Source organism: Actinomyces oris, assembly GCF_001937445.1.
Classification (GTDB): Bacteria; Actinomycetota; Actinomycetes; order Actinomycetales; family Actinomycetaceae; genus Actinomyces; species Actinomyces acetigenes.
This window is the reverse complement of record NZ_MSKS01000042.1, coordinates 63,599-84,284: the sequence shown is the minus strand read 5'-3', so window position 1 is coordinate 84,284 and position 20,686 is coordinate 63,599. Positions and strand designations below refer to the sequence as shown.

At 70.8% G+C, this 20,686-nt stretch carries 16 protein-coding genes; 4 read left to right on the top strand and 12 right to left on the bottom strand.

The features are described from left to right. Nucleotides 1-140 precede the first annotated feature (140 nt). Complete coding sequence (locus BKH20_RS11065) at nt 141-1,712, top strand: molybdopterin-dependent oxidoreductase (RefSeq protein ID WP_070662095.1); 1,572 nt, start codon at nt 141-143, stop codon at nt 1,710-1,712. Nucleotides 1,713-1,828: 116 nt separating this feature from the next. Here the strand turns inward: BKH20_RS11065 and infB are convergent, their stop codons facing one another. From infB to rimP, 4 genes are all read right to left on the bottom strand, one after another. After that, a complete protein-coding gene (gene infB / locus BKH20_RS11060) occupies nt 1,829-4,777 on the bottom strand; it encodes a translation initiation factor IF-2 (protein ID WP_075391101.1) in 2,949 nt (982 codons plus the stop codon). Between the two features lie 91 nt (nt 4,778-4,868). Further along, nucleotides 4,869-5,201 (bottom strand): YlxR family protein, encoded by a 333-nt coding sequence (locus BKH20_RS11055; RefSeq protein ID WP_075391100.1) that lies wholly within the window; start codon nt 5,199-5,201, stop codon nt 4,869-4,871. 118 nt (nt 5,202-5,319) lie between these two features. Beyond that, nucleotides 5,320-6,360: a transcription termination factor NusA gene (gene nusA / locus BKH20_RS11050; protein ID WP_070662087.1), complete on the bottom strand. Its 1,041-nt coding sequence runs from the start codon at nt 6,358-6,360 to the stop codon at nt 5,320-5,322. 194 nt (nt 6,361-6,554) lie between these two features. After that, nucleotides 6,555-7,073: a ribosome maturation factor RimP gene (gene rimP / locus BKH20_RS11045; RefSeq protein WP_075391099.1), complete on the bottom strand. Its 519-nt coding sequence runs from the start codon at nt 7,071-7,073 to the stop codon at nt 6,555-6,557. A gap of 114 nt (nt 7,074-7,187) precedes the next feature. On the opposite strand from rimP, the gene BKH20_RS11040 reads away from it, so the two are divergent. After that, on the top strand, nt 7,188-8,237 hold the full coding sequence (locus BKH20_RS11040; RefSeq protein ID WP_256693154.1) for a Tat pathway signal protein: 1,050 nt from the start codon (nt 7,188-7,190) through the stop codon (nt 8,235-8,237). 1 nt (nt 8,238) lies between these two features. Beyond that, nucleotides 8,239-8,475: a hypothetical protein gene (locus BKH20_RS11035; protein WP_070662080.1), complete on the top strand. Its 237-nt coding sequence runs from the start codon at nt 8,239-8,241 to the stop codon at nt 8,473-8,475. A 565-nt stretch (nt 8,476-9,040) separates the two neighbouring features. Here the strand turns inward: BKH20_RS11035 and BKH20_RS11030 are convergent. Beyond that, nucleotides 9,041-9,898: a LysR family transcriptional regulator gene (locus BKH20_RS11030; RefSeq protein ID WP_070662077.1), complete on the bottom strand. Its 858-nt coding sequence runs from the start codon at nt 9,896-9,898 to the stop codon at nt 9,041-9,043. 81 nt (nt 9,899-9,979) lie between these two features. Between BKH20_RS11030 and BKH20_RS11025 the strand changes: the two genes are divergently transcribed. Then, on the top strand, nt 9,980-11,356 hold the full coding sequence (locus BKH20_RS11025; RefSeq protein WP_081381698.1) for an MFS transporter: 1,377 nt from the start codon (nt 9,980-9,982) through the stop codon (nt 11,354-11,356). A gap of 527 nt (nt 11,357-11,883) precedes the next feature. On the opposite strand, the gene BKH20_RS11020 is transcribed toward BKH20_RS11025, so the two are convergent. The 7 genes from BKH20_RS11020 to rlmN all read right to left on the bottom strand — a co-directional run bounded on the left by BKH20_RS11020 (nt 11,884) and on the right by rlmN (nt 20,642). Next, nucleotides 11,884-13,719, bottom strand: coding sequence for a proline--tRNA ligase (locus tag BKH20_RS11020; protein ID WP_075372781.1), 1,836 nt, complete (start codon nt 13,717-13,719; stop codon nt 11,884-11,886). A gap of 133 nt (nt 13,720-13,852) precedes the next feature. Further along, nucleotides 13,853-14,842, bottom strand: coding sequence for a GNAT family N-acetyltransferase (locus BKH20_RS11015; RefSeq protein ID WP_081381697.1), 990 nt, complete (start codon nt 14,840-14,842; stop codon nt 13,853-13,855). A gap of 49 nt (nt 14,843-14,891) precedes the next feature. Further along, entirely contained in the window at nt 14,892-16,073 is a 1,182-nt protein-coding gene (gene ispG / locus BKH20_RS11010) for a flavodoxin-dependent (E)-4-hydroxy-3-methylbut-2-enyl-diphosphate synthase (RefSeq protein WP_070662065.1), read from the bottom strand. Nucleotides 16,074-16,175: 102 nt separating this feature from the next. Continuing rightward, nucleotides 16,176-17,510, bottom strand: coding sequence for a M50 family metallopeptidase (locus tag BKH20_RS11005; protein WP_075391098.1), 1,335 nt, complete (start codon nt 17,508-17,510; stop codon nt 16,176-16,178). Continuing rightward, nucleotides 17,507-18,805 carry a 1-deoxy-D-xylulose-5-phosphate reductoisomerase gene (dxr, locus tag BKH20_RS11000; protein WP_075391097.1) on the bottom strand — a complete coding sequence of 433 codons (1,299 nt, stop codon included), beginning with the start codon at nt 18,803-18,805 and terminating at the stop codon, nt 17,507-17,509. Before dxr ends, BKH20_RS11005 begins: the two co-directional genes overlap by 4 nt. Nucleotides 18,806-18,837: 32 nt before the next feature. After that, a complete protein-coding gene (locus BKH20_RS10995; protein WP_070662056.1) occupies nt 18,838-19,383 on the bottom strand; it encodes a DivIVA domain-containing protein in 546 nt (181 codons plus the stop codon). After that, a complete protein-coding gene (gene rlmN, locus BKH20_RS10990) occupies nt 19,380-20,642 on the bottom strand; it encodes a 23S rRNA (adenine(2503)-C(2))-methyltransferase RlmN (protein WP_075391096.1) in 1,263 nt (420 codons plus the stop codon). Before rlmN ends, BKH20_RS10995 begins: the two co-directional genes overlap by 4 nt. Nucleotides 20,643-20,686: the final 44 nt, after the last annotated feature.

Here is a 20,686-nt window from a genome sequence, read left to right as displayed (position 1 = left end):
AAGGAAGGTTGATACAACTTCAGCCCCGCTACATCGACACCCGATCGCGACATCTTGTCACCATCCCCTCCATAGATCTGAGAAACAGCAGTAGAATGAGTTATACGAGAAGTTAGCCACCCCGTTTGTAAGGCACAACGATGTCCCTTCTGCCCCTAGCCGCACAGACCGCCAACGACGTCGCCCAGCAGTGCGTCGACACTGAGACCTTCCCCCTGTGGCTGCGAGTCACCCACTTCATCAACTTCCTCCTCATGGGTGTTCTCATCCGCTCTGGAATCGAGATCATCGCCTCACACCCGCGCTTCTACTTCAAGGACCAGTGCGAGCCCGGCTCCGAGTGGCTCCGGTTCACCAGGGACAAGGTGCCCCTCGAGGAAGGGGCATTCACCGCCCGGGATGATCAACGCGACCTCTCTCCCCTGCTGTCCCTGCCCGGCCGGGCAAAGATCGGGCTGGGGCGCGCCTGGCACGGGGTGGCCACCAGCTTCTGGCTGCTCAACGGCGTCATCTACGTCGCCTTCCTCGTGGGCACCGGGGCGTGGCACCGCCTGGTTCCCACCACGTGGCAGATCCTGCCCGACGCCTGGGACTCCCTGCTGACCTACGTGCACCTGCGCACCCCGTCCCTGTGCGACTTCACCCCCTACGACAGTCTCCAGCAGCTGGGGTACTTCTTCATCGTCTTCATCGCCGCTCCGCTGATGATCGTGACGGGACCAGTCATGTCCCCCGCCGTCGTGGGACGCTTCCCCTGGTACGCCAAGATGTTCGGTGGCCGCCAGGCCGCCCGCTCCCTGCACCTGATCGGCATGTTCACCTACCTGGGCTTCGCCGTCGTCCACGTGGGCCTGGTGTTCATCGTGCACGCTCCTCACAACCTCACCCACATCGTCTTCGGCTACTACGACCCGAGTCGGGTGGGTCAGGCCTACGTCACCGTCATCGCGACGATCATCGTCGTGGTGGCGCTGTGGATCGCCATGTCCTACTGGACACTGACAGACACCCGTCGCAGCCAGCGGATCCTATGGGACGCCACGCGGGCGATCCGCCGTCTCACGGTGGACCGTTTCAGCTCGCAGCAGGCCGTCAAGAAGCCATGGACGGAGAAGGACATCTCCAAATTCCACTGGGTCAACACCCGCACCCCCTCACGGGAGGAGTCCCCGGAGTACCAGGAGCTGGCGGCGAACGACTTCGCCGACTTCCGCCTCGAGGTGGGTGGCATGGTCTCAGCCCCGGCGTCCTTCTCCCTGACGGAGCTCAAGGCGATCTCCAGCCAGTCCCAGATCACCATGCACACCTGCATGCAGGGCTGGACGGGGATCGCCAAGTGGACGGGGATCCGTGTACGGGACCTGCTCGAGCAGGTCGGTCAGATCGATCCCGAGGCCGGATGGGTGATGTTTGAGTCCTTCGGCATGGCCCAGCACATGCACGACGGGCGCCCGGTCGAGCCGTACTACACGTGCCTGCCTCTGGACATGGCCCTCGAGGATGACACGATCCTGGCCTGGGACCGCAATGACGAGCCGCTGTCGGGCATGTTCGGCGCTCCGCTGCGCCTGCGCTGCGAGACGAGCCACGGGTACAAGATGATCAAGTGGGTCCGGTCGGTGACGTTGATCCGTCACTACAGCGAGGTCGGTGACGGCATGGGCGGAACCCGCGAGGACTCCGGGTACCAGGACGTCAACGCGCGCATCTGACGGCCTCATCTCGCTCGAGCATTGTCGCGGGCGTCCGATGCGCGCCCGTCACTGACGATGGTGGCCGGCCACCCCAGTGCGGGGCGACCGGCCACCATTGATGAACGCGGACGTTCTCAGTCGCGAGGCTTCTCGCGCATCTCCCAGGTCTCGATGACGTCGCCCTCGGCGAGGTCCTTGAAGCCCAGGTTGATACCGCACTCGTAGCCCTCACGGACCTCGGTGACGTCGTCCTTCTCACGGCGCAGCGTCTCGATGGACAGATCGCCGTTGATGACGACGCCGTCGCGCACCAGGCGGGCCTTGGCGCCCCGCTTGATGATGCCCGAGCGGACGATGGAGCCGGCGATGGAGCCGAACTTCGAGGAGCGGAAGATCTGCCGGATCTCGGCGGTGCCGAGCTCGACCTCCTCGTAGACGGGCTTGAGCATGCCCTTCATGGCGGCCTCGACGTCCTCGATCGCGTTGTAGATGACCGAGTAGAACTTCATGTCGACGCCCTCGCGGTCGGCGATCTCCGAGACGCGCTCGGCGGGCCGGACGTTGAAGCCGATGATGACGGCGGAGTCCACCGTGGCCAGGTTGACGTCGTTCTGCGTGATGGCACCCACGCCGCGGTGGATGACGCGCAGGGCGACCTCCTCGCCGACGTCGATCTTGAGCAGGGAGTCCTCCAGGGCCTCGACCGCACCCGAGCTGTCGCCCTTGAGGATGAGGTTGAGGGTGTCGACCTTGCCCTCCTTGAGGACGTCGGTGAGGTTCTCCAGGGAGACCCGCTTGCGGCGCTTGGCCAGCATGGCGGCGCGCTCGGCGGCCTCACGCTTGTCGGCGATCTGGCGGGCCGTACGGTCGTCGGGGGCGACGATGAAGGAGTCGCCGGCGCTGGGCACGTTGGTCAGCCCTAGGACCAGGGCCGGGCGTGCGGGTCCGGCCTCGGTGAGGTTCTCCCCGTGCTCGTTGAACATGGCGCGCACACGCCCGTAGGCGCTTCCGGCCACGATTGGGTCGCCGACCCGCAGCGTGCCGCGCTCGACCAGGATGGTGCTCACGGCGCCGCGTCCCTTGTCGAGCTTGGCCTCGATGGTCACGCCGCGGGCCTCGGTGTCCGGGTTGGCCCGCAGGTCCAGGGCGGCGTCCGCGGTCAGCAGGACTGCCTCGAGGAGCTCGTCGATGTGGAGACGCTGCTTGGCGGAGATGTCCACGAACATCGTGTCGCCGCCGTACTCCTCGGGGACCAGACCGTACTCGGTGAGCTGGCCACGGATCTTGTCCGGGTTGGCGCCCTCCTTGTCAATCTTGTTGACCGCCACGACGATCGGCACGTTGGCCGCCTGGGCGTGGTTGAGGGCCTCGACGGTCTGGGGCATGACGCCGTCATCAGCGGCCACGACGAGGATGGCGATGTCGGTCACCTCGGCACCGCGGGCACGCATGGCCGTGAAGGCCTCGTGACCGGGGGTGTCGATGAAGGTGATCGGGCGCTCCTCGTCGTTCAGGTTGACGCGCACCTGGTAGGCGCCGATGGACTGGGTGATGCCCCCGGCCTCATCGGCGACGACGTCGGTGGAGCGGATGGCGTCCAGCAGCTTGGTCTTACCGTGGTCGACGTGACCCATGACCGTGACCACCGGGGGCCGGGGCACGAGGTTGGCGTCGTCCTCGTCGGGCTCGAGGTCGATGTCGAAGGACTCCAGGAGCTCGCGGTCCTCGTCCTCGGGCGAGACGATCTGGACGTTGTAGCCCAGCTCGGCGCCCAGGAGGGCGAAGGTGTCCTCGTCGAGGGACTGGGTGGCCGTGGCCATCTCACCGAGGTGGAACAGGACGGTCACCAGGGCCGCGGGGTTGGCGTTGATCTTCTCGGCCAGGTCCGTGAGCGTGGCCCCCTGGCGCACGCGCACCGGGGTGGAGCCGTCACCGCGCGGGACGATGACACCGCCGATCGACGGCGCGCTCTGCTGCTCGAACTCCTGGCGCTTGGCCCGCTTGGACTTGCGTCCCCGCGGGGCGCCGCCACCGCGCCCGAAGGCGCCCTGGGTGGAACCGCGACCACCGCGGCCCCCGCGGGGGCCGCCGAAGCCGCCGCCGGGACGGCCACCGCCACCGGGACGGCCACCGCCGCCGGGGCGCGAGCCGCGACCGCCGCCCGCTCCCCCTCGTGCGGGAGCACCGGGGCGCCCGATGGAGGACTGGCCGGGCATCATGCCCGGGTTGGGACGCGGACCGCCCGGACGCGGAGCACCGGAGCGACCGGCTCCCTGAGGCCGTGCGCCGCCCTGAGAACGGGGGCCGCCGGGGCGCGGACCGCCCTGAGGACGGGGGCCACCGGAACCACCCGGGCGGGGCATGCCCTGGGAGGTGGCGAAGGGGTTGTTGCCGGGGCGCGGCGCACCCGAGCGGGACTGGCCCGAGCGCTGGCCTCCTCGGCCTGCCTGACCGCCTTGGCGGGGCATGCCCTGGGAGGTGGCGAAGGGGTTGTTGCCGGGGCGCGGCGCACTGGGGCGAGGCCCCGGGGTCGGGGCGCTGCGGCGCGAGCCGGGCGTCGGGGCGCCAGAGGCGGAGGCAGGCTTGGCAGCCCTGGCTCCGGGCTTGGGGGCCTTGGGCGCCGCGCCCGCGGTTCTCGGCTGGGGCGCCGGCTTGGCGGCGGCCGGGGCCTGGGCGCCCTCACTCGGCTTGGCGCCCTGAGCACCTGGTTTGGGGGTGCCGGCACCCGGCTTGGGGGCGGCCGGCTTGACGGCGGGGCTCGGAGCGGGGGCCGCAGCACCGGCAGGTCCAGGCTTGGCGCCTTGGGCTCCCGGCTTGGGGGCGCTCTTGGAAGGCTTGGGGGCCTGAGAGTCGGTGTTGGCCGACTTGGCCGGCTTGTCGGCCTGGGTGTCCGCCGGCGCCTCCTGCACCTGGGCGGCGAAGTGCTCGCGAACCCGGCGAGCGACGGGTGGCTCAACGGCGGACGAGGCCGCCTTGACGAACTCTCCCTGGTCCTTGAGCCAGGCCAGGATCACCTTCGAGGTGACCTTCTTGCCAGTGGGGTCGAGCTCTTTCGCGAGCTCATGAACGCGTGGTTTAGCCACTTTTCTCCTGTCCGGTCTCCCACCCCGGACAGGGGTGGGTGCTTCTAGAGGCAGCTCATCGCTGGGTACTCATCGGGTGCCCATCGGCTTCCTACCCGCCTTCGCTATCGATGGTCCGCTCACCCGGTCGGGCAGCGGGGACCTCGCCGTCGTTGACCATCCTCCGTTCCAGGAACCCGCGTACCCGGGCCACATCCAGTGGTCCGCCGGTGCGCAGGGCGCGTGGAGCGGCGCGGCGTCGCTCAGCGAGGTCGAGGCACGCCGGATCCGGGTGGATCCAGGCGCCGCGCCCGGGTCTGACGGTCCGGGCGTCGACGTCGAGCTCACCGCTCGGCGTCAGGACGAGACGCAGCAGCTGCGTCCGTGGGGCCCTTTGTCGACAGCCGATACAGGTGCGCTCGGGCACGTGGGGGATGGTGACCACCGTCCGTCGGCGTCCTTCCGCTGCTCTGCAACCGCTGACGCGGGTACCGCAGCCGAGGAATCCCGGCGCAGGACCCGCAAAGGTCCGCCGGAAAGTCTACATCGCCCCACAGGGCGGTTCAGTCGCCCAGCTCTGAGGGACCTGTCACGTCGTCGGACTGGGAGCCCTGGCCGGGGGTGATCTCGCCGGACTCGGCGTCGGCGTGGATGTCGATCTTCCACCCGGTCAGGCGAGCGGCCAGACGGGCGTTCTGCCCCTCCTTGCCGATGGCCAGGGAGAGCTGGAAGTCGGGGACGATGGCGCGCGCAGTGTGCTCCTCGGCGTCGATGACGCCCACGGCAGCCACGCGGGCCGGGGACAGGGCGTTAGCGATGAAGCGGGCCGGGTCCTCCGAGTAGTCCACGATGTCGATCTTCTCCCCACCGAGCTCGGTCATGACCGCACGCACCCGCTGCCCCATGGGGCCGATGCAGGCGCCCTTGGCGTTGACGCCGCGGACCTTGGAACGCACAGCCATCTTGGTGCGGTGACCGGCCTCCCGGGCCACCGAGACGATCTCGACGTCACCCGAGGAGAGCTCGGGAACCTCACGCTCGAAGAGCTTGCGAACCAGACCGGGGTGGGTGCGCGACAGGATGATCTGAGCCCCGCGGGTGCCGCGCGAGACATCGGTGACGTAGGCGCGCACGCGGTCGCCGTGGCGGTAGCGCTCGCCGGGGACCTGCTCATGGGGAGGCATGATGCCCTCGTGCTCCTCGTCCAGGCGCACGTAGACGATGCGGGGGTCGCGCCCCTGCTCCACGGTGCCGGAGATCAGCTCGCCGGTCTTGTCCTTGAAGGCGCCCAGGACCTCGAAGTCGCGGCGGTCCTGGATGCGCTGGACGATAACGCTGCGGGCCGTGGCCTGGGCGATGCGGCCGAAGTCATCGGGGGTGTCATCGAAGTACTCCCCCGTGGGCTGGTCGTCCTCGTCGACCTCCGGGGCCAGGACGCTCATGTGCCCGGTGCGACGGTCGATCTCGACGTGGGCGCCGCGGATGGCCCCGGGCACCTTGGAGTAGGCCCCCAGGATGGCGTCCTCGATAGCGGGCAGCAGGTTGTCCAGGTCAATACCGAGCTCGTCGGCAGCGCCTCGCAGCTCCGGCATATTGATGTCCATGGGTCCTTGGGTCCTCTCTGGTCCGCTGAGCGGGTGTTCACTGGGTTCCCGTTGACGGTAGCCCGTGAGGGGTCGGATGGTCCATCACGTCTTTCCCGGGCAGGTCCGTCAACCTATCAGTTATCAGGACATACATTATTCCCGGTCACTACCCGTGGGGAGTATCCTATGGATCTTCGGCCTGTTGCCCGGCTCTAGAGCCCGGCCACCACCATCCGGGCCTCGATGATGTCCCCCAGCGCGATGCGGCGCTCGACGCCGTCGACCTCGATCCCGACCATGCCGCCGTTGTGCTCACTGGCGCCGTCGTCCTCATCGGCCGCGGTGACGAGGCCGGTGAGCTCACCGTCGGCCGTGCGCACCCGGGCACTATGACCAACGGCACGCCGGAAGTGACGCAGGGTGCTCAGCTCCCGCTCGGCGCCGGGGGTGGAGACCTCGAGGGTGTACTGACCCTTGACGGGGTCGGCCTCGTCGAGGGCCTGGGAGACGGCCGCGGTCACGGGCCCCAGGGCGTCGAGATCGAGGTCTCCGGGACCATCGACCAGGTCCACGAAGACGCGCACGACCGAGTACTTTCCCGCCCGGGTGGTCTCCACGCTCTCAAGATGAAGCCCGGCATCGTTGACAACGGGAAGGAGCAGATCGGTGAGACTGCGGGCCAGAGCGTCAGCGCGCTGGCGCGGATCCTTGCGCTGATCAGGGGCTGCCATGGTCGTTCTTCCTCCCGTACTGGCCCGAGGCGAAGGCCCGGGCGACGTGGTCAACATGGTCGAGGTGGTCGAGGTCGGGATCATGCTACCCGCCGTCTGTGGGAGGATTCCCCGGTGAACACTCGCCGCCCTCCCCTGCCCGCCCAGTCGAACGGCTCTCAGCCGGCCTACAGTGACCGGCTCGGCGCCAGGCCCCGTACCAGTGGCGACGCCGACGCGGCGGGCCACGGCTTGACGCGTCGCACCGCGGTGCTCGCGGTGGGAACGGCTCTGACCGTGGCGGTGAGCGGTTGCGGACTGCGTCTGGGGAAGGGCTCCCCGGCGTCCCTGCCATCGGCCTCGGCGGCGGAGACCGCCCGTGACGGCCTGGCCCGGCAGGCCGCGCTCATCTCCTCCACCGCCGGTGTGGTCGCGCAGGCCGGCGGCGGGGATGCCACGACGGTGACCCTGGCCGAGGGGGTCAAGCAGACGGCTGACGCCCAGCTCGAGACCCTGGGCGGGGTATGGCAGCCCTGGCCCACACAGGTGCCCTCCATCTACCCCACGGTTGCTCCGGTGCCGTCGGCCTCGGCGGGCGCCTCCGCCCAGGATCTGGCCACGGCCCTGGCCGATGGATCGACGCTGGCCCGCCGGGCGGCGATCGCCGCCGCCTCGGAGCAGGATGCCCGGCTCTTCACCTCGCTGACGGTGGCCTGGAGTCTCCAGCATGATCTCTTCCAGCCGCCGAGCTCGGCGGATAAGTCACGGGTGGAGGTGGCGCAGGGCTCCAAGATCAGCTCCGGTCTGCTGACCTCCTATGACGAGGCCCGCTACGCCATGGAGGAGCTTGCGGCGCGCAGCGACGACTCCCAGCGCACTCGGGCGGTCGCTGATGCCAAGGCCGCCACCTCCGTCGTCAACGCCGCGGTGGCCGCGGGCTCCGAGGACAAGCGGCTGAGCGCCTACGCCGCCCCGAGTGAGTCCACCGACCCCAGTGTGAGTACCCAGGTGCTCTGGGCCCGGCAGGTGTGGTCCGCCATCGTGTCCTCAGAGGTGCAGGAGGCCGGTTCTGCCAAGGCCTCCAGCCCGGCCCGGGAAGCGGCCGTCACCGGTGCGGTCGACGCTGCCCGCCGCGCCACCGCCTGGGGCGCGGACTTCTCCTCCCTGCCCGGCTACGCCGCCTGACATGCGTCTTGTCGTGACGGCCGTGGCCGCCATCGCCGCCCTGGCGGCCGTGGACCAGCTCTTCTTGTGGATGGAGCGCCGTGGCTGGATCTACTGGCGGCGCCGCAAGCGCGACCCCCGGGGCGCCCTCCTGGGTCCCATCGACAACGTCTTCAACCCGGCCCACGAGCACGCGGTTGAGCAGCAGGAGACCGAGGAGCGCCTGGCCGACATCCAGGCAGACACGGCCCCGAGGTGAGAAAGCCCGCCCCGCTCCGATGGAGATCCCCGTAGGACTCGTCGTCTCGCATGTGGCGGCAACGCGTCACACCTGCAGCACCGGATCGTTGGGGCCTCCGGCCCAGCGGCATCCTGACCCTTCCATCTTTTGAGGGTGCTCGGCCAGTCCGCCGGTCAACCGGGGCAATGAGGGTGCCCCTATGTGGTGTGTCTGGACTGCTGGGGGTTTTTCGGACAGTCTCGATGCGAAGCCCGTCCAGGCTGGGCTCACGGCCGACGAACTGCGCACACTCAAACAAGCACTCCACTGGCAAGCAGCTCGACTCGGCCACGATCACGAAGGACCGACTGACCAAGCAGGGTCTGTTGACCTGAGCGGGCGCCACGGAAGCCTTCCCCGACGGCTCCCGAACGGGAACGGGGCGACGTCGGGCCGTCTGCTCATCAGAAACGGTCTCGCCGCAGACTTTGGACTGGCTCATCGCACCCGAGCCTCGCTCCGACCGACGCGGGCGGGGACTGGGCAATGGAATGTGTCACCGCCGGATCCGGGGACCCCAGCCGACGAGACCGGATCACGGCACTCACCCGGCGGAACCCGCGCCATCGTGCAGGATCGTCAGGCAGGTCGCCAGCGCGGGGTTGCGGTGACGCGGGGCGTACACGGCCCGCACGGTGCGCGGCGCCAGAACGGCCGCGGGAATGGGCGCGGCCCGCTGGCGGCGGGTCATCGGCGCGGGCAGGACGGCGTTGCCGAAGCCCGCCGCGCTCAGTCTGCCCAGCAGCCGGATGTCGCCGACCTGCCCGATGACCGCGGGAACCAGGTGGTGGTCCTCCATGAGGCGGTCGAAGACCTCGCGGAGCCGGGTCCCGCGGCGCAGCGCGACCCATGCGCGCCCGTCGAGGTCGGCCGGCGCGACCGGCCCGGACGGCAGCGCCGGCCCCACGAGGCTGAAGGACTCCTCGCAGACCACCAGGGACTCCAGGTCGCGGCTGGAGGGGCGCGCGGTGTCGACGATCGCGAGGTCGAGGCGGCCGTCGCGCACGTCCCGGACCATCTCATCGGTGGCCTCCTGAACGATCGAGACCGACAGGTTGGGGTGGGCGAGGCGCACCCGCTCCAGCAGGTCGCACAGGTCGACCGCGGTGAGCGAGGCGATGGCCCCCACCCGCAGCTCCAGGTGCGCGCCGGTCGTCGCCGCGACCGCGCGCCCGGCCTCGTCGACGGCGGCTAGGGCGGCGCGGGCGTGGGGCTCCAGGGCGAGGGCCGACGGCGTCGGACGCACCGGTCGGCGGGTGAACAGGGCCGTGCCGAGCTCGCGCTCGAGGGACCGAACCTGCTGGCTGAGGCCCGACTGGGTGAGGTGGACGCGCCGGGCTGCCCGGGTGAAGGAGCCCGTGTCGAGGATCGCCAGGAAGCAGGCGAGGTGTCTGAGCTCCACGTGCGCGAGATTAGAAGAACTGATCGGTGGCTGTCAAAGCCGCTGTTTGCCTGATCTCAATGGGTTCGCGAGACTGCGGCCATGACGCACTCGGACATGGGACCGGCAGGGGGCCGCGGCGGCTCGAGGCGGGGCGGGCCGCCGGGGACGACGGCCGTCCTCGTCGGAGTCCAGCTCCTCCTGGTCCTGGACACCACCGTGATCACCTCGGCGACCCCGGTCATGTCCCGCCAACTGCACACCGGGGTCGGACGGGTCTCCCTCGCGCAGGGCGTCTACGCGCTGGCCTTCGGGGGGCTCCTGCTGCTCGGGGGCTGGTGCGCCGACCGCTTCGGGGCCCTGCGCGCGCTGAGGTGGGCACTGGGCGCCTTCGCGCTCAGCGGCGGGGCGGTCACCATGGTCGGCGCCGTCGGGCCGGTCATCGCCCTGCGGGCCCTTCAGGGGGCGTGCGCGGCGCTGGCCGCCCCCGCGACCCTGGCGCTCCTGATCGACCTGCCCCCGCGACGGGCGCGGCGCGCCCTGGGCTGGTTCGCCGCCGTGGGGGCGATCGGCCTCGCGCTGGGGGTCGGCCTGGGAACGCCGCTGATCGCGGCGGCGGGGTGGAGGGCGGGATTCACCGGCCCCGCCGTCATCGCGCTCGCCCTCCTGATCGGGACCGTCCCGCTGGGACGGGGGAGAACGGGCGGGGGACGGCGGTCGGCGGGGGCGGACGGACGCCCTCCCGTGCTCCTGAGCGCAGCGGTGACCGTCCTGCTCGCCGCGGCCGAGGCGGCCCTGCTCGCCAGGAGCTGGTGGACGCCCCTCGCGGCGCTGGCGGCGGCCTCGCCCCTCCTGCTGGCGGTCCTGCGCGCCGACGCCGGCCGGACGCGCCCGGTCATCCCGCCCTCCATGACCGCCGCCACGACGGCCAGGGCGGGGCTGGTGCTCATGACCGCATTCGGCGGGTGGCAGGCCGCGGAGGTGCTCCTCGTGGCGGTCCGGCTCGACTCCCTGCGGGCGGCGCACCCGTGGCTGGCGGGCCTGCCGTTCTGGCTCCAGGGCGCAGCGGCGCTGCTGTGCGCACCCGCCGTCCAGCGCCTGTGCGAGTCGGGCCGCTCCCTCGGGCCGATCATGACGCTCTCGCCCTGCGCCGCGGGTTTGGGCTTCATCGTGATCGGCGCGACCCGCTCCACGGGGCCCGCGGCCGCATGCGCCGCGACAGTCGTCTTCGGCGTCGCCGCGGTGTCGGCGAGCACGGCGGCGACCCTGACGACGGCGTCGGCCGCCGACGCCCCGCCCGGCCGCATCGGGGCCGTCATGACCTCCGCGCGCCAACTCGGCACCAGCGTCGGGACCTGCATCGTCGGCGCCCTGCTGGGAGCCCCACTCGGCTCCCCCGGAAGAGCCTGCGCCCTGGCCGCGGGGGCGGTCGTGATCGTGCTCGGCCTGGCGGCCTCTCCCCGGGACCGGCGGGCGTAGGGGCGGGTTCCGAGGATGAGTCGGCGTCGAGGCGGCAATTTGGGCCGATTCCGTCGGCCCGGTCCAAACCGGAGTCCGCCCGGGACCACCAACAAGGTAACTAGTCCACGAGGTTCAGCTCTCACTGCCTGAGAGTCAACCACGCTGTGTTGTCTCATGACTTCTGAGAACTCCGGACGTCATGGCATCTCAAGACACCGGTGGAGCAGGATTCCCGGCCGTGAGAGTCGTTGCTCGCCCTGTTGGCAGGGACGGGCTCGATTATTTTGGCGGTGCCTGGCATGCACTCTGCACGAGGGTCGGGGACTGCTGGGCAGGGGCGGGGTACTCCATGAGGTGTGGGGGCTCGTGCAGTACGCACAACCCTTGGTCAGTACACCCCCCTACCCTCGTGCAGTAACCTGCCCCGAGGAAGAGGACCGGGCCAGAGCCGGCGTTGAGGCGGTGCCTCGGGACCCGGTACAGGAGCCAGGAGGGGCCAGCCGAGTCCAAGGCGTTCGCCCCGCGGCCGGTACCGGCGCCGCCTGTCACAGGCTCTCAGCGGCCTCCAGGGCGGCGCGGACGGTGGCGCTGAGCTCGGCCGCTGCGGCGTCGGCGGGCACGGAGCGGCGCTCGCCGGTGCGGCGATCGCGGATCTCCACGGTCCCCTCCTTGGCCAGGTCCCGGCCGACGACGAGCGTGTAGGGCAGGCCGAGGAGCTCGGCGTCGGCGAACTTCACACCGGCGGAGACCTTGCGGCGGTCGTCGTAGAGGACCTCGACGCCGTCGGCGTCCAGGGACGAGGCGATCTGCTCGGCGACGTCGAAGACGGCCTGGTCCTTGCCGGTGGCCAGGACCTGCACGTGGAAGGGGGCGATCTGGACGGGCCAGGTCAGCCCCTTGTCGTCGTGGTTGGCCTCGGCCAGGGCGGCCATGACGCGGCTGACGCCGATGCCGTAGGAGCCCATGGTGACCACGCGGGCCTTGCCGTTCTCGTCCAGGACGGTCAGCCCCAGGGCCTGGGAGTACTTGCGTCCCAGCTCGAAGATGTGGCCGATCTCGATGCCGCGGGCCAGGTGGAGGGGGCCGGAGCCGTCGGGGGCGGGGTCGCCCTCACGGACCTCGGCGGCCTCGATGGTGCCGTCGGCGGTGAAGTCGCGGCCCATGACCAGGTCCAGGACGTGCTTCTTGTCGGTGTTGGCGCCGGTGACCCAGCTGGTTCCCTCCACGATCCGGGGGTCGACGAGGTAGCGCACGGAGCCGGTGAGGACCTCGGTGCCGTCCTCGAGCTTCTCCACGCGCCGCAGCGGGGAGTTGGGACCGATGGCGGTGGGGCCGATGTAGCCACGCACGAGCTCGGGGTGGGTCTCGAAGTCGGTGTCGCCGGCCATCTCGACCTCGGCGGGGGCGACGGCGGCCTCCAGGCGCTTCATGTCGACGTCGCGGTCCCCGGGCACACCGACGACCAGCAGCTCACGCTCGCCGCCGGGGTGGATGAGGGTGACGACGACGTTCTTGAGGGTGTCGGCGGCCGTCCAGGCCCGCCCATCGGAGCGCGGGTAGGCCCGGTTGCACAGCTCGACCAGGGAGTCGATGGTGGGGGTGTCGGGGGTGTCCACGACGCGCGCCGGGCCGACCCCGGAGGCGTCCACGGGCTCGGGGGCCACGGTGGTGACGGCCTCGGCGTTGGCCGCGTAGCCGCTTGAGGAGCGCACGAAGGTGTCCTCACCGATCTCGCAGGGGTGGAGGAACTCCTCGGAGTGGGATCCGCCCATGGCGCCGGCCATGGCGTTGACGATGACGTAGTCCAGGCCCAGGCGGGTGAAGATCCGCTCGTAGGTGTCCCGGTGGGCCTGGTAGGCGGCAGCCAGGCCGGCGTCGTCGATGTCGAAGGAGTAGGAGTCCTTCATGACGAACTCGCGGCCGCGGATGATGCCGGCGCGGGGGCGGGCCTCGTCACGGTACTTGGTCTGGATCTGGTAGACCACGGCCGGCAGGTCCTTGTAGGAGGAGTAGAGGTCCTTGACCGCGAGGGTGAACATCTCCTCGTGGGTGGGGGCCAGCAGGTAGTCCCCGTCCTTGCGGTCGCGGAGCTTGAACAGGGTGGGGCCGTAGTCGTCCCAGCGCCCGGTGGCCTGGTAGGGCTCGGCCGGAAGGAGAGCCGGGAAGTGGACCTCCTGGCCGCCCATGGCGTCCATCTCCTGGCGCACGATGTCCTCGATCTTGCGCAGCGTCCGCAGACCCAGCGGCAACCAGGTGTACACCCCGGGGGCGGCCCGGCGGATGTAGCAGGCGCGTACGAGCAGGCGGTGGCTGGCGACCTCGGCGTCGGCCGGGTCCTCGCGCAGGGTTCGGATGAAGGAGGTGGAGAGTCTGTGCAGCACGGGGGTGATCCTACGGGGTATGGTGCCCTGGCCCCAACGCAGAGCGCCGTGCGCCTCCCACCTCACTGACGCGTGCGACGCCGTCGAGCCCTCACGACCCGGGCGATGAGCGCGCCGCACGTCAGTGGAACGCTCACAGCAGCACGGTGGCGAACAGGCCCACCTGCTCGAAGCCCAGAGAGCGGTAGAGCGCCATGGCGGGGGCGTTGTAGTCGTTGACGTAGAGGCTCACGACGCCGTCGGCCCCGACATGGTCCCGGCGCACGGCGTCCACCACACCGGCCAGGGCAGCCGCCCCGACTCCCCGCCCACGCAGGTCGGGGCGGGTCCACACGCCGGTCAGCTGGGCGACGCCGCCTGCCGGGGAGTGCCACAGGGCCCCGACGTCGGCCTTGAAGGCCACCGCCCGAGGCGATCCGGGTTGGACCGGCCCTCCGGCGCCGTCGTCGAGGACGACGTAGCTGCGCCCCTGCTCAACGAGCCAGCCGACGTGGCGCCGGTATCCGGGACCGTCGGTCGTGGGGTCGTATCCGAGCTCTCCGATGAACATGTCCACCGAGGCCGGAAGGACCATCTCCGTCTCGTTCGGATGCGCCCGACGCACCGCCTGTCCCACCCAGGACAGGGACGGGTGACGGGGCCGGTGCGCGCCGCCCAGCCCTGCAGCCGCGCGAGGTGCGGCCAGGACCGGCTGCTTCCAGCGCTCCTGGCGGGCACGCACTCCCTGCTCGTTGAGCGTGCCCCAGACCGCCGCGACGTCCTGGGCCGGCCCGCAGACGGAACCGTGCCTGGACAGGCGGGGTCGGCAGTGCTCGGCCAGCGCCCGGATCTCGCCGGCGTCCGCCGCTCGCAGACCGTGTTCGGGGCGTCCGGCCAGACCGAAGGGCATGAGGGAGCCGACCGACCAGGCCGCGGCGACGGGCTGTGCCAGTCCGCCCAGGGCGACGACGTCGCCACGCCCCCAGCGCGTCCAGCGCTGCATCTGCTGGACCAGGCTCACGGCGCAGACCGGTTCCAGGGCGCACAGCGACATGACTCCTGACACCTGATCGGAGGGGACCGGTGTCAGGCGGTCGGCGTGACGCTGAGCGCGCCTCGTGTCGCGGTGCCGCAGGAAGCTCATACCCGTCAGGCCCGGGCCGGCGCGGGAGGCGCCCGGCCCTCACCGGTCCTCAGCCGGCTGCCGAGACCATGGGGCTGGTGCCGGCCAGGGCCTCCTGCCCGAACTCCTCGGCCATCTCAGCGGCCATGGCCTCGGCGTGCTTGAGGAGGGTCTCGACGACCTGGTCCTCCGGGACGGTCTCCACGACCTGTCCGCGCACGAAGATCTGCCCCTTGCCGTTGCCCGAGGCGCAGCCCAGGTCCGCCTCGCGGGCCTCGCCGGGGCCGTTGACGACGCAGCCCATGACGGCCACGCGCAACGGAGCGGTGATGTTCTTGAGCCCGGCCTCGACCTCCTCCGCCAGGGTCCACACGTCCACCTGGGCCCGGCCGCAGGAGGGGCAGGAGACGATCTCGAGCTGGCGCTCGCGCAGTCCCATGAACTCCAGCAGCTTGGTGCCCACCTTGACCTCCTCGACCGGGGGTGCGGACAGGGAGACCCGGATGGTGTCGCCGATGCCCTCGGCGAGCAGGGTGCCGAAGGCGGCGCAGGACTTGATGGTGCCCTGGAAGGCGGGACCGGCCTCGGTCACGCCCAGGTGCAGGGGCCACTGACCGGCCTCCGACAAGAGCCGGTAGGCCTGCACCATGGTGACGACGTCGTGGTGCTTGACGGAGATCTTGAAGTCGTGGAAGTCGTTCTCCTCGAAGAGCCCGGCCTCCCAGGTGGCCGACTCCACGAGCGCCTCGGGGGTGGCCTTCCCGTACTTCTTGAGCAGGCGCTTGTCCAGGGAACCGGCGTTGACGCCGATGCGCAGAGAGACGCCGGCATCGGAGGCGGCTTTACAGATGCCGGCGACCTGGTCGTCGAACTTGCGGATGTTACCGGGGTTGACGCGCACCGCGCCGCAGCCCGCCTCGATGGCGGCGAAGACGTACTTGGGGTTGAAGTGGATGTCCGCGATGACGGGAATGCGCGACTGCTTGGCGATGATCGGCAGCGCCTCGGCGTCCTTGTCGGTGGGGCAGGCCACGCGGACGATGTCGCAGCCCGCGGCCGTCAGCTCGGCGATCTGCTGGAGAGTGGCGCCGATGTCGTGGGTCTTCGTGGTGGTCATCGACTGCACGGTGATGGGGGCGTCTCCACCGACGTTGAGGCTGCCGACCTGGATCTTGCGGGTCGGTCGGCGCGGCGCCAGGACCGGGGCCTGGGCACGCATCGTAGGGATGCCAAGAGCGATCGCTTCAGTCACCCGACCAGTATGTCACCCGCCCTGCCGGGCCCCGCACCTCAGGTGTGTGGCATCGCTCCCGCCGGTACCGATTTGCTCACGACCTGCCCGGCCCTGCGGGCCTCACAGCGGCGCAGCGATATCCACCCACACCAGGACCAGGGCCATGATGATGAGCAGACCGAAGACGACCTGACCGACCGGCAGCATCCTGGCCGTGTCCACCGGCCCCGGATCGGGCTTGCCCTGCGCCTTGGCGATCGAGCGCCGGGTGCCCTCCCAGCAGGCTCCGAGTACGTGCCCGCCGTCCAGGGGCAGCAGGGGCACCAGGTTGAAGGCGAACAGCGCCAGGTTGAGGCTGCCCAGCAGCATGAGCATGGTGCTCACCCGCATCGACAGGGGGACCGCTCCGCCCCCGGACACACCACCGCTGGTGGCGTTGCCGGCCATACGCCCCATCCCCACCAGGCCCACGACGCCGCTGTCGGCGCTGCGCTGCTCAACGCCCAGCGCCGCCTGGACGGCGTGATAGAGGCCCACCGGCAGGGTGGCGATGGCCTTGACCGTCCCACCGATGGCCTGCTCGATGATGCCCGGGATCTTGGCGGGGCTCAGGGGGATGGTTCCCAGCGACGGAGAGATGCCGACATAGGGGCGGGCCTGGGTGCGCACGGCCCCGGAGGCGTCCTTGACCGGGGCGCCCTGTGCGTCGCGGACGGTGCGCTGGGCCTCGACCGCGGTGACGCTCACGGTGCGCTCGGCTCCGTCGCGCTCGATGACGACCTCGGTGGGGCTGGTACCGCCGGCGGCGATCCGGGCCTGAAGCTCCTCCCAGGTGGAGACCTTCACCCCGCCCCAGGAGACGATCCTGTCGCCGACCTTGATGCCGGCGGCGCTGGCGGGGCCGACCGGGTCGGAGTCCTGGCAGGGGGCGCCCGCGTCGATGTCGGACGAGACACAGGGGGTCACGGTCGACAGCGTCGTCGTGCGTCCGGGGATCCCGACCACGCCGACGGCCACGGCCAGCAGCACGATCCCCAGGACCAGGTTGGTGAGGATTCCCCCGGCCATGACGACGAGCTTCTTGGGGACGCTGAGGTGGTAGAAGGCCCGATGCTCCTCCCCGGGCCGGATCTCCTCCAGGGCCTCGGCGCGCGCCTCGCCCACCATGCCCAGGCTTCCGTCCTTGCGCCGGCGGTCCGGCCTGCCGGGCCTGGCGGGCGGCAGCATGCCGACGAGCTTGACGTAGCCGCCCAGCCAGATGGCCTTGACGCCGTACTCGGTCTCTCCGCGCTTGAACGACCAGATCTTGGGGCCGAAGCCAATGAAGTACTCGGGGACCTTCACGCCGAACTTCTTGGCGGGGATCATGTGCCCGAGCTCGTGAAGGGCCACGGAGACACCGATCCCGATGACGAGGATGACGATGCCCAGGATGTAGGCCAGGGTGGTGCTCACGAGTGCGTTCCTCCGTTTTGTGCCGCGATGAGCTCGTCGGCGCGGGCGCGTGCCCAGGTCTCCACGGCCAGGACGTCGTCGAGGCCCGGGCCGGTCAGGCCCTCGTGCTCGCCGACGACGGCCGCATCGATCTCGACGATGTCCAGCCACTCCAGGCCGCCGGCGAGGAAGGCGGCGACGGCCTGCTCGTTGGCCGCGTTGAGGACGGCCGGGTGGGTGTCCGAGGCCGCCACGGCGCTGCGGGCCAGGTCGACGGCGGGGAAGGCGGCACTGTCCAGCGGCTCGAAGGTCCAGCTGACCGGTTCGCGCCAGTCGTTGGGAGTCACCAGCCCCGACAGGTCGGGGCGCTCGGGCCAGGTCAGCCCCAGGGCGATGGGCAGGCGCATGTCGGGTGGGGAGGCCTGGGCGATGGTGGCGCCGTCGGTGAACTCCACCATGGAGTGGATGACGGACTGGGGGTGGACGACGACGTCGATCCGCTCGGGGGCCACGTCGAACAGGAGGTGGGCCTCGATGAGCTCGAGCCCCTTGTTGATGAGGGTCGAGGAGTTGATGGTCACCACCGGCCCCATGTCCCAGGTGGGGTGCTTGAGGGCGGCGGCGGCACTGATCCCGGTGAGCTCGGCGCGGCTGCGCCCGCGGAAGGGGCCGCCGGAGGCGGTCAGGACCAGCCGCCGCACCTCGCTGCGTCCGCTGAGGACGGGACTGGTTAGTCCCTTCTCGTGGCGGCCGCTGGCCAGGGCCTGGGCGATGGCGGAGTGCTCGGAGTCCACGGGGACGATCTGGCCGGGTCGGGCGAGCGCCTGGCGGACCAGGGCGCCCCCGACGACGAGGGACTCCTTGTTTGCCAGGGCCAGGCGGGCTCCGCTGGCCAGGGCGGCCAGCGTGGGCAGTAGGCCCACCGAGCCGGTGATCCCGTTGACGACCGTGTCGCAGGCCCCGAGCTCGGCGGCCTGGACCGCCGTGGTGGCGGCGTCGGGGCCGGTGAGGATGGTGGTGACCGGGTCGGGGCGGCCTGCCTGGGCGGCTGCGGCTCTCAGGGCCTGGCGCAGGCGGTCGGAGAGGTCCCCGTCCTCTCCCCTGCCGGTGACGGCCAGGACGGGGACCTCCCAGGTGATGGCCTGGCGGGCCAGGAGCTCCAGGCGCGATCCACCGGCGGCCAGGGCGACCACTCGCGGGGCGTGCTCCCCCAGGCGGGAGAGGACCTCGAGGGTCTGGGTGCCGATCGACCCGGTGGATCCCAGGAGGACCAGTCGTTGTGGGAGATAGGAGGGCACTGGTGCGTGGCTGGTCATGGGGTGGCAGGTTTCCTCAGGACGGGCTCGACTCACTCGACGGACAGGAGGACCTCGACGACGCGCGCCAGGTAACGGTCGACGCTGGGCTCCCCGTAGGCCTTGTTCCCCCGAGCCCGGCGGAAGACCGCTCCACGCACCTCGCTGGAGGTCAGGGTGGTGTCGGAGTCGAAGTAGCCGGCGATGCGGTCCATGAGGGCGTCGACGTCGGTCTTGTCATACCCCTGCCCGGAGGCCGGGGCGAAGCGCTCGCCGGCCGGTCGCAGCAGACGCGGGTAGAGGGTGGTGGCGAGCTGGGTGACCTGATCCATCCAGGCCTGGCGACCATTCTTGGCCACGAAGGCCGCGCGCCGGCGCTGGAGGAAGGCGGCCTCTAGCCGGTCGAGGGCCGCGTCCACGGCCTGGGGCTGGTAGCCGCGCAGGACGACGTCGAAGGCGACGGTGCGCACGCCCTCGGAGTCCATCTCGTCGAGTTCACCGGCGTCGTAGATCTCGTGAGCCGTCTCGAAGTAGCGGTCCACCTGCTCGGGGCGGTAGCCCGGTCGCAGGAGCGCTGCCTTGGGGAACATGTCGCTCATGTCGTCTTGGCCCTCTCCTGGTTGAGTACCTCGGTCGCGAGCTGACCACAGGCACCGTCGATGTCGCTGCCTCGAGTGTCTCGCACTGTCGTGGTAATTCCGGCACGCCGGAGCGTGTTGACGAACATATCCTGAACCGCAACCTCCGAGCAGGTCCAGATGGATCCCGGGGTCGGGTTGAGCGGGATGGGGTTGACATGAGCCCATCCGGTGTCCCTGCGGTTGAGCTCGTCAGCGAGCAGCTGGGCGCGCCAGGCGTGGTCGTTCATGTCCTTGATGAGCGCGTACTCGATGGACACGCGCCGGCCGGTGGCCAGGAAGTAGTCGTGGGCGGCGTCGAGCAGCTCGCCGACCTTCCACTTGGAGTTGACAGGGATGAGCTCGTCGCGCAGCTCGTCGTCGGGGGCGTGCAGGGAGACTGCCAGGGTCACCGGCAGCCCCTCGCCGGCGAGCCGGCGGATGAGGGGGACGAGTCCCACGGTGGAGACGGTGATGCCGCGGGCCGACAGGCCGAAGCCCTCCGGGGCCGGGTCAATGAGCCGGTGGAGGGCGCCGACGACGTTCTTGTAGTTGACCATCGGCTCGCCCATGCCCATGAAGACCACGTTGGACAGGCGGGCCGGTCCCCCGGTCAGCTCCCCGGCGGCCGAGGCCTGGGCGGCGTGGCGCACCTGCTCCACGATCTCCCCGGTGGACAGGTTGCGGGTCAGGCCCATCTGACCGGTGGCGCAGAAGGGGCAGGCCATGCCGCAGCCGGCCTGGGAGGAGACGCACAGGGTGGTGCGCTCCTTGTAGCGCATGAGGACGCTCTCGACGCGCACGCCGTCGTGCAGCTCCCACAGGTGCTTGATGGTGCGTCCGCCGTCGGCGCGCAGGGCGCGCACCGGGGTGATGAGCTCGGGCAGCAGCTCGGCGCACAGCTGCTCGCGCTGGGCGGCGGGCAGGTCGGTCATGTCCGCGCTGTCACGGGTGAAGTGCGTGAAGTAGTGGCGTGAGAGCTGGTCGGCCCGGAAGGAGGGCAGGCCCGAGTCCTTGCAGGCGGCCTTGCGCCCAGCCAGGTCGAGGTCGGCCAGGTGGCGGGGGGCCTTGCCGCGCGCGGCGGGCACCGCGAAGGACAGGCGCGGCTTGGCGTCGGGGCTGGTGGCGCCCTCCGGGGGCTGGTCGGTGGGCATGACCTGGACCCGGCCGTCACTCGGCCGTCCGGTGATGCTGACGGGCTGCGGGCGCCGGGGGCGCTGCTGTGCTCGCGATGGACTCACGCTCGTGCTCCTCGTGTCCCGGGGCTGGGGAGGGCCGGGCTGAT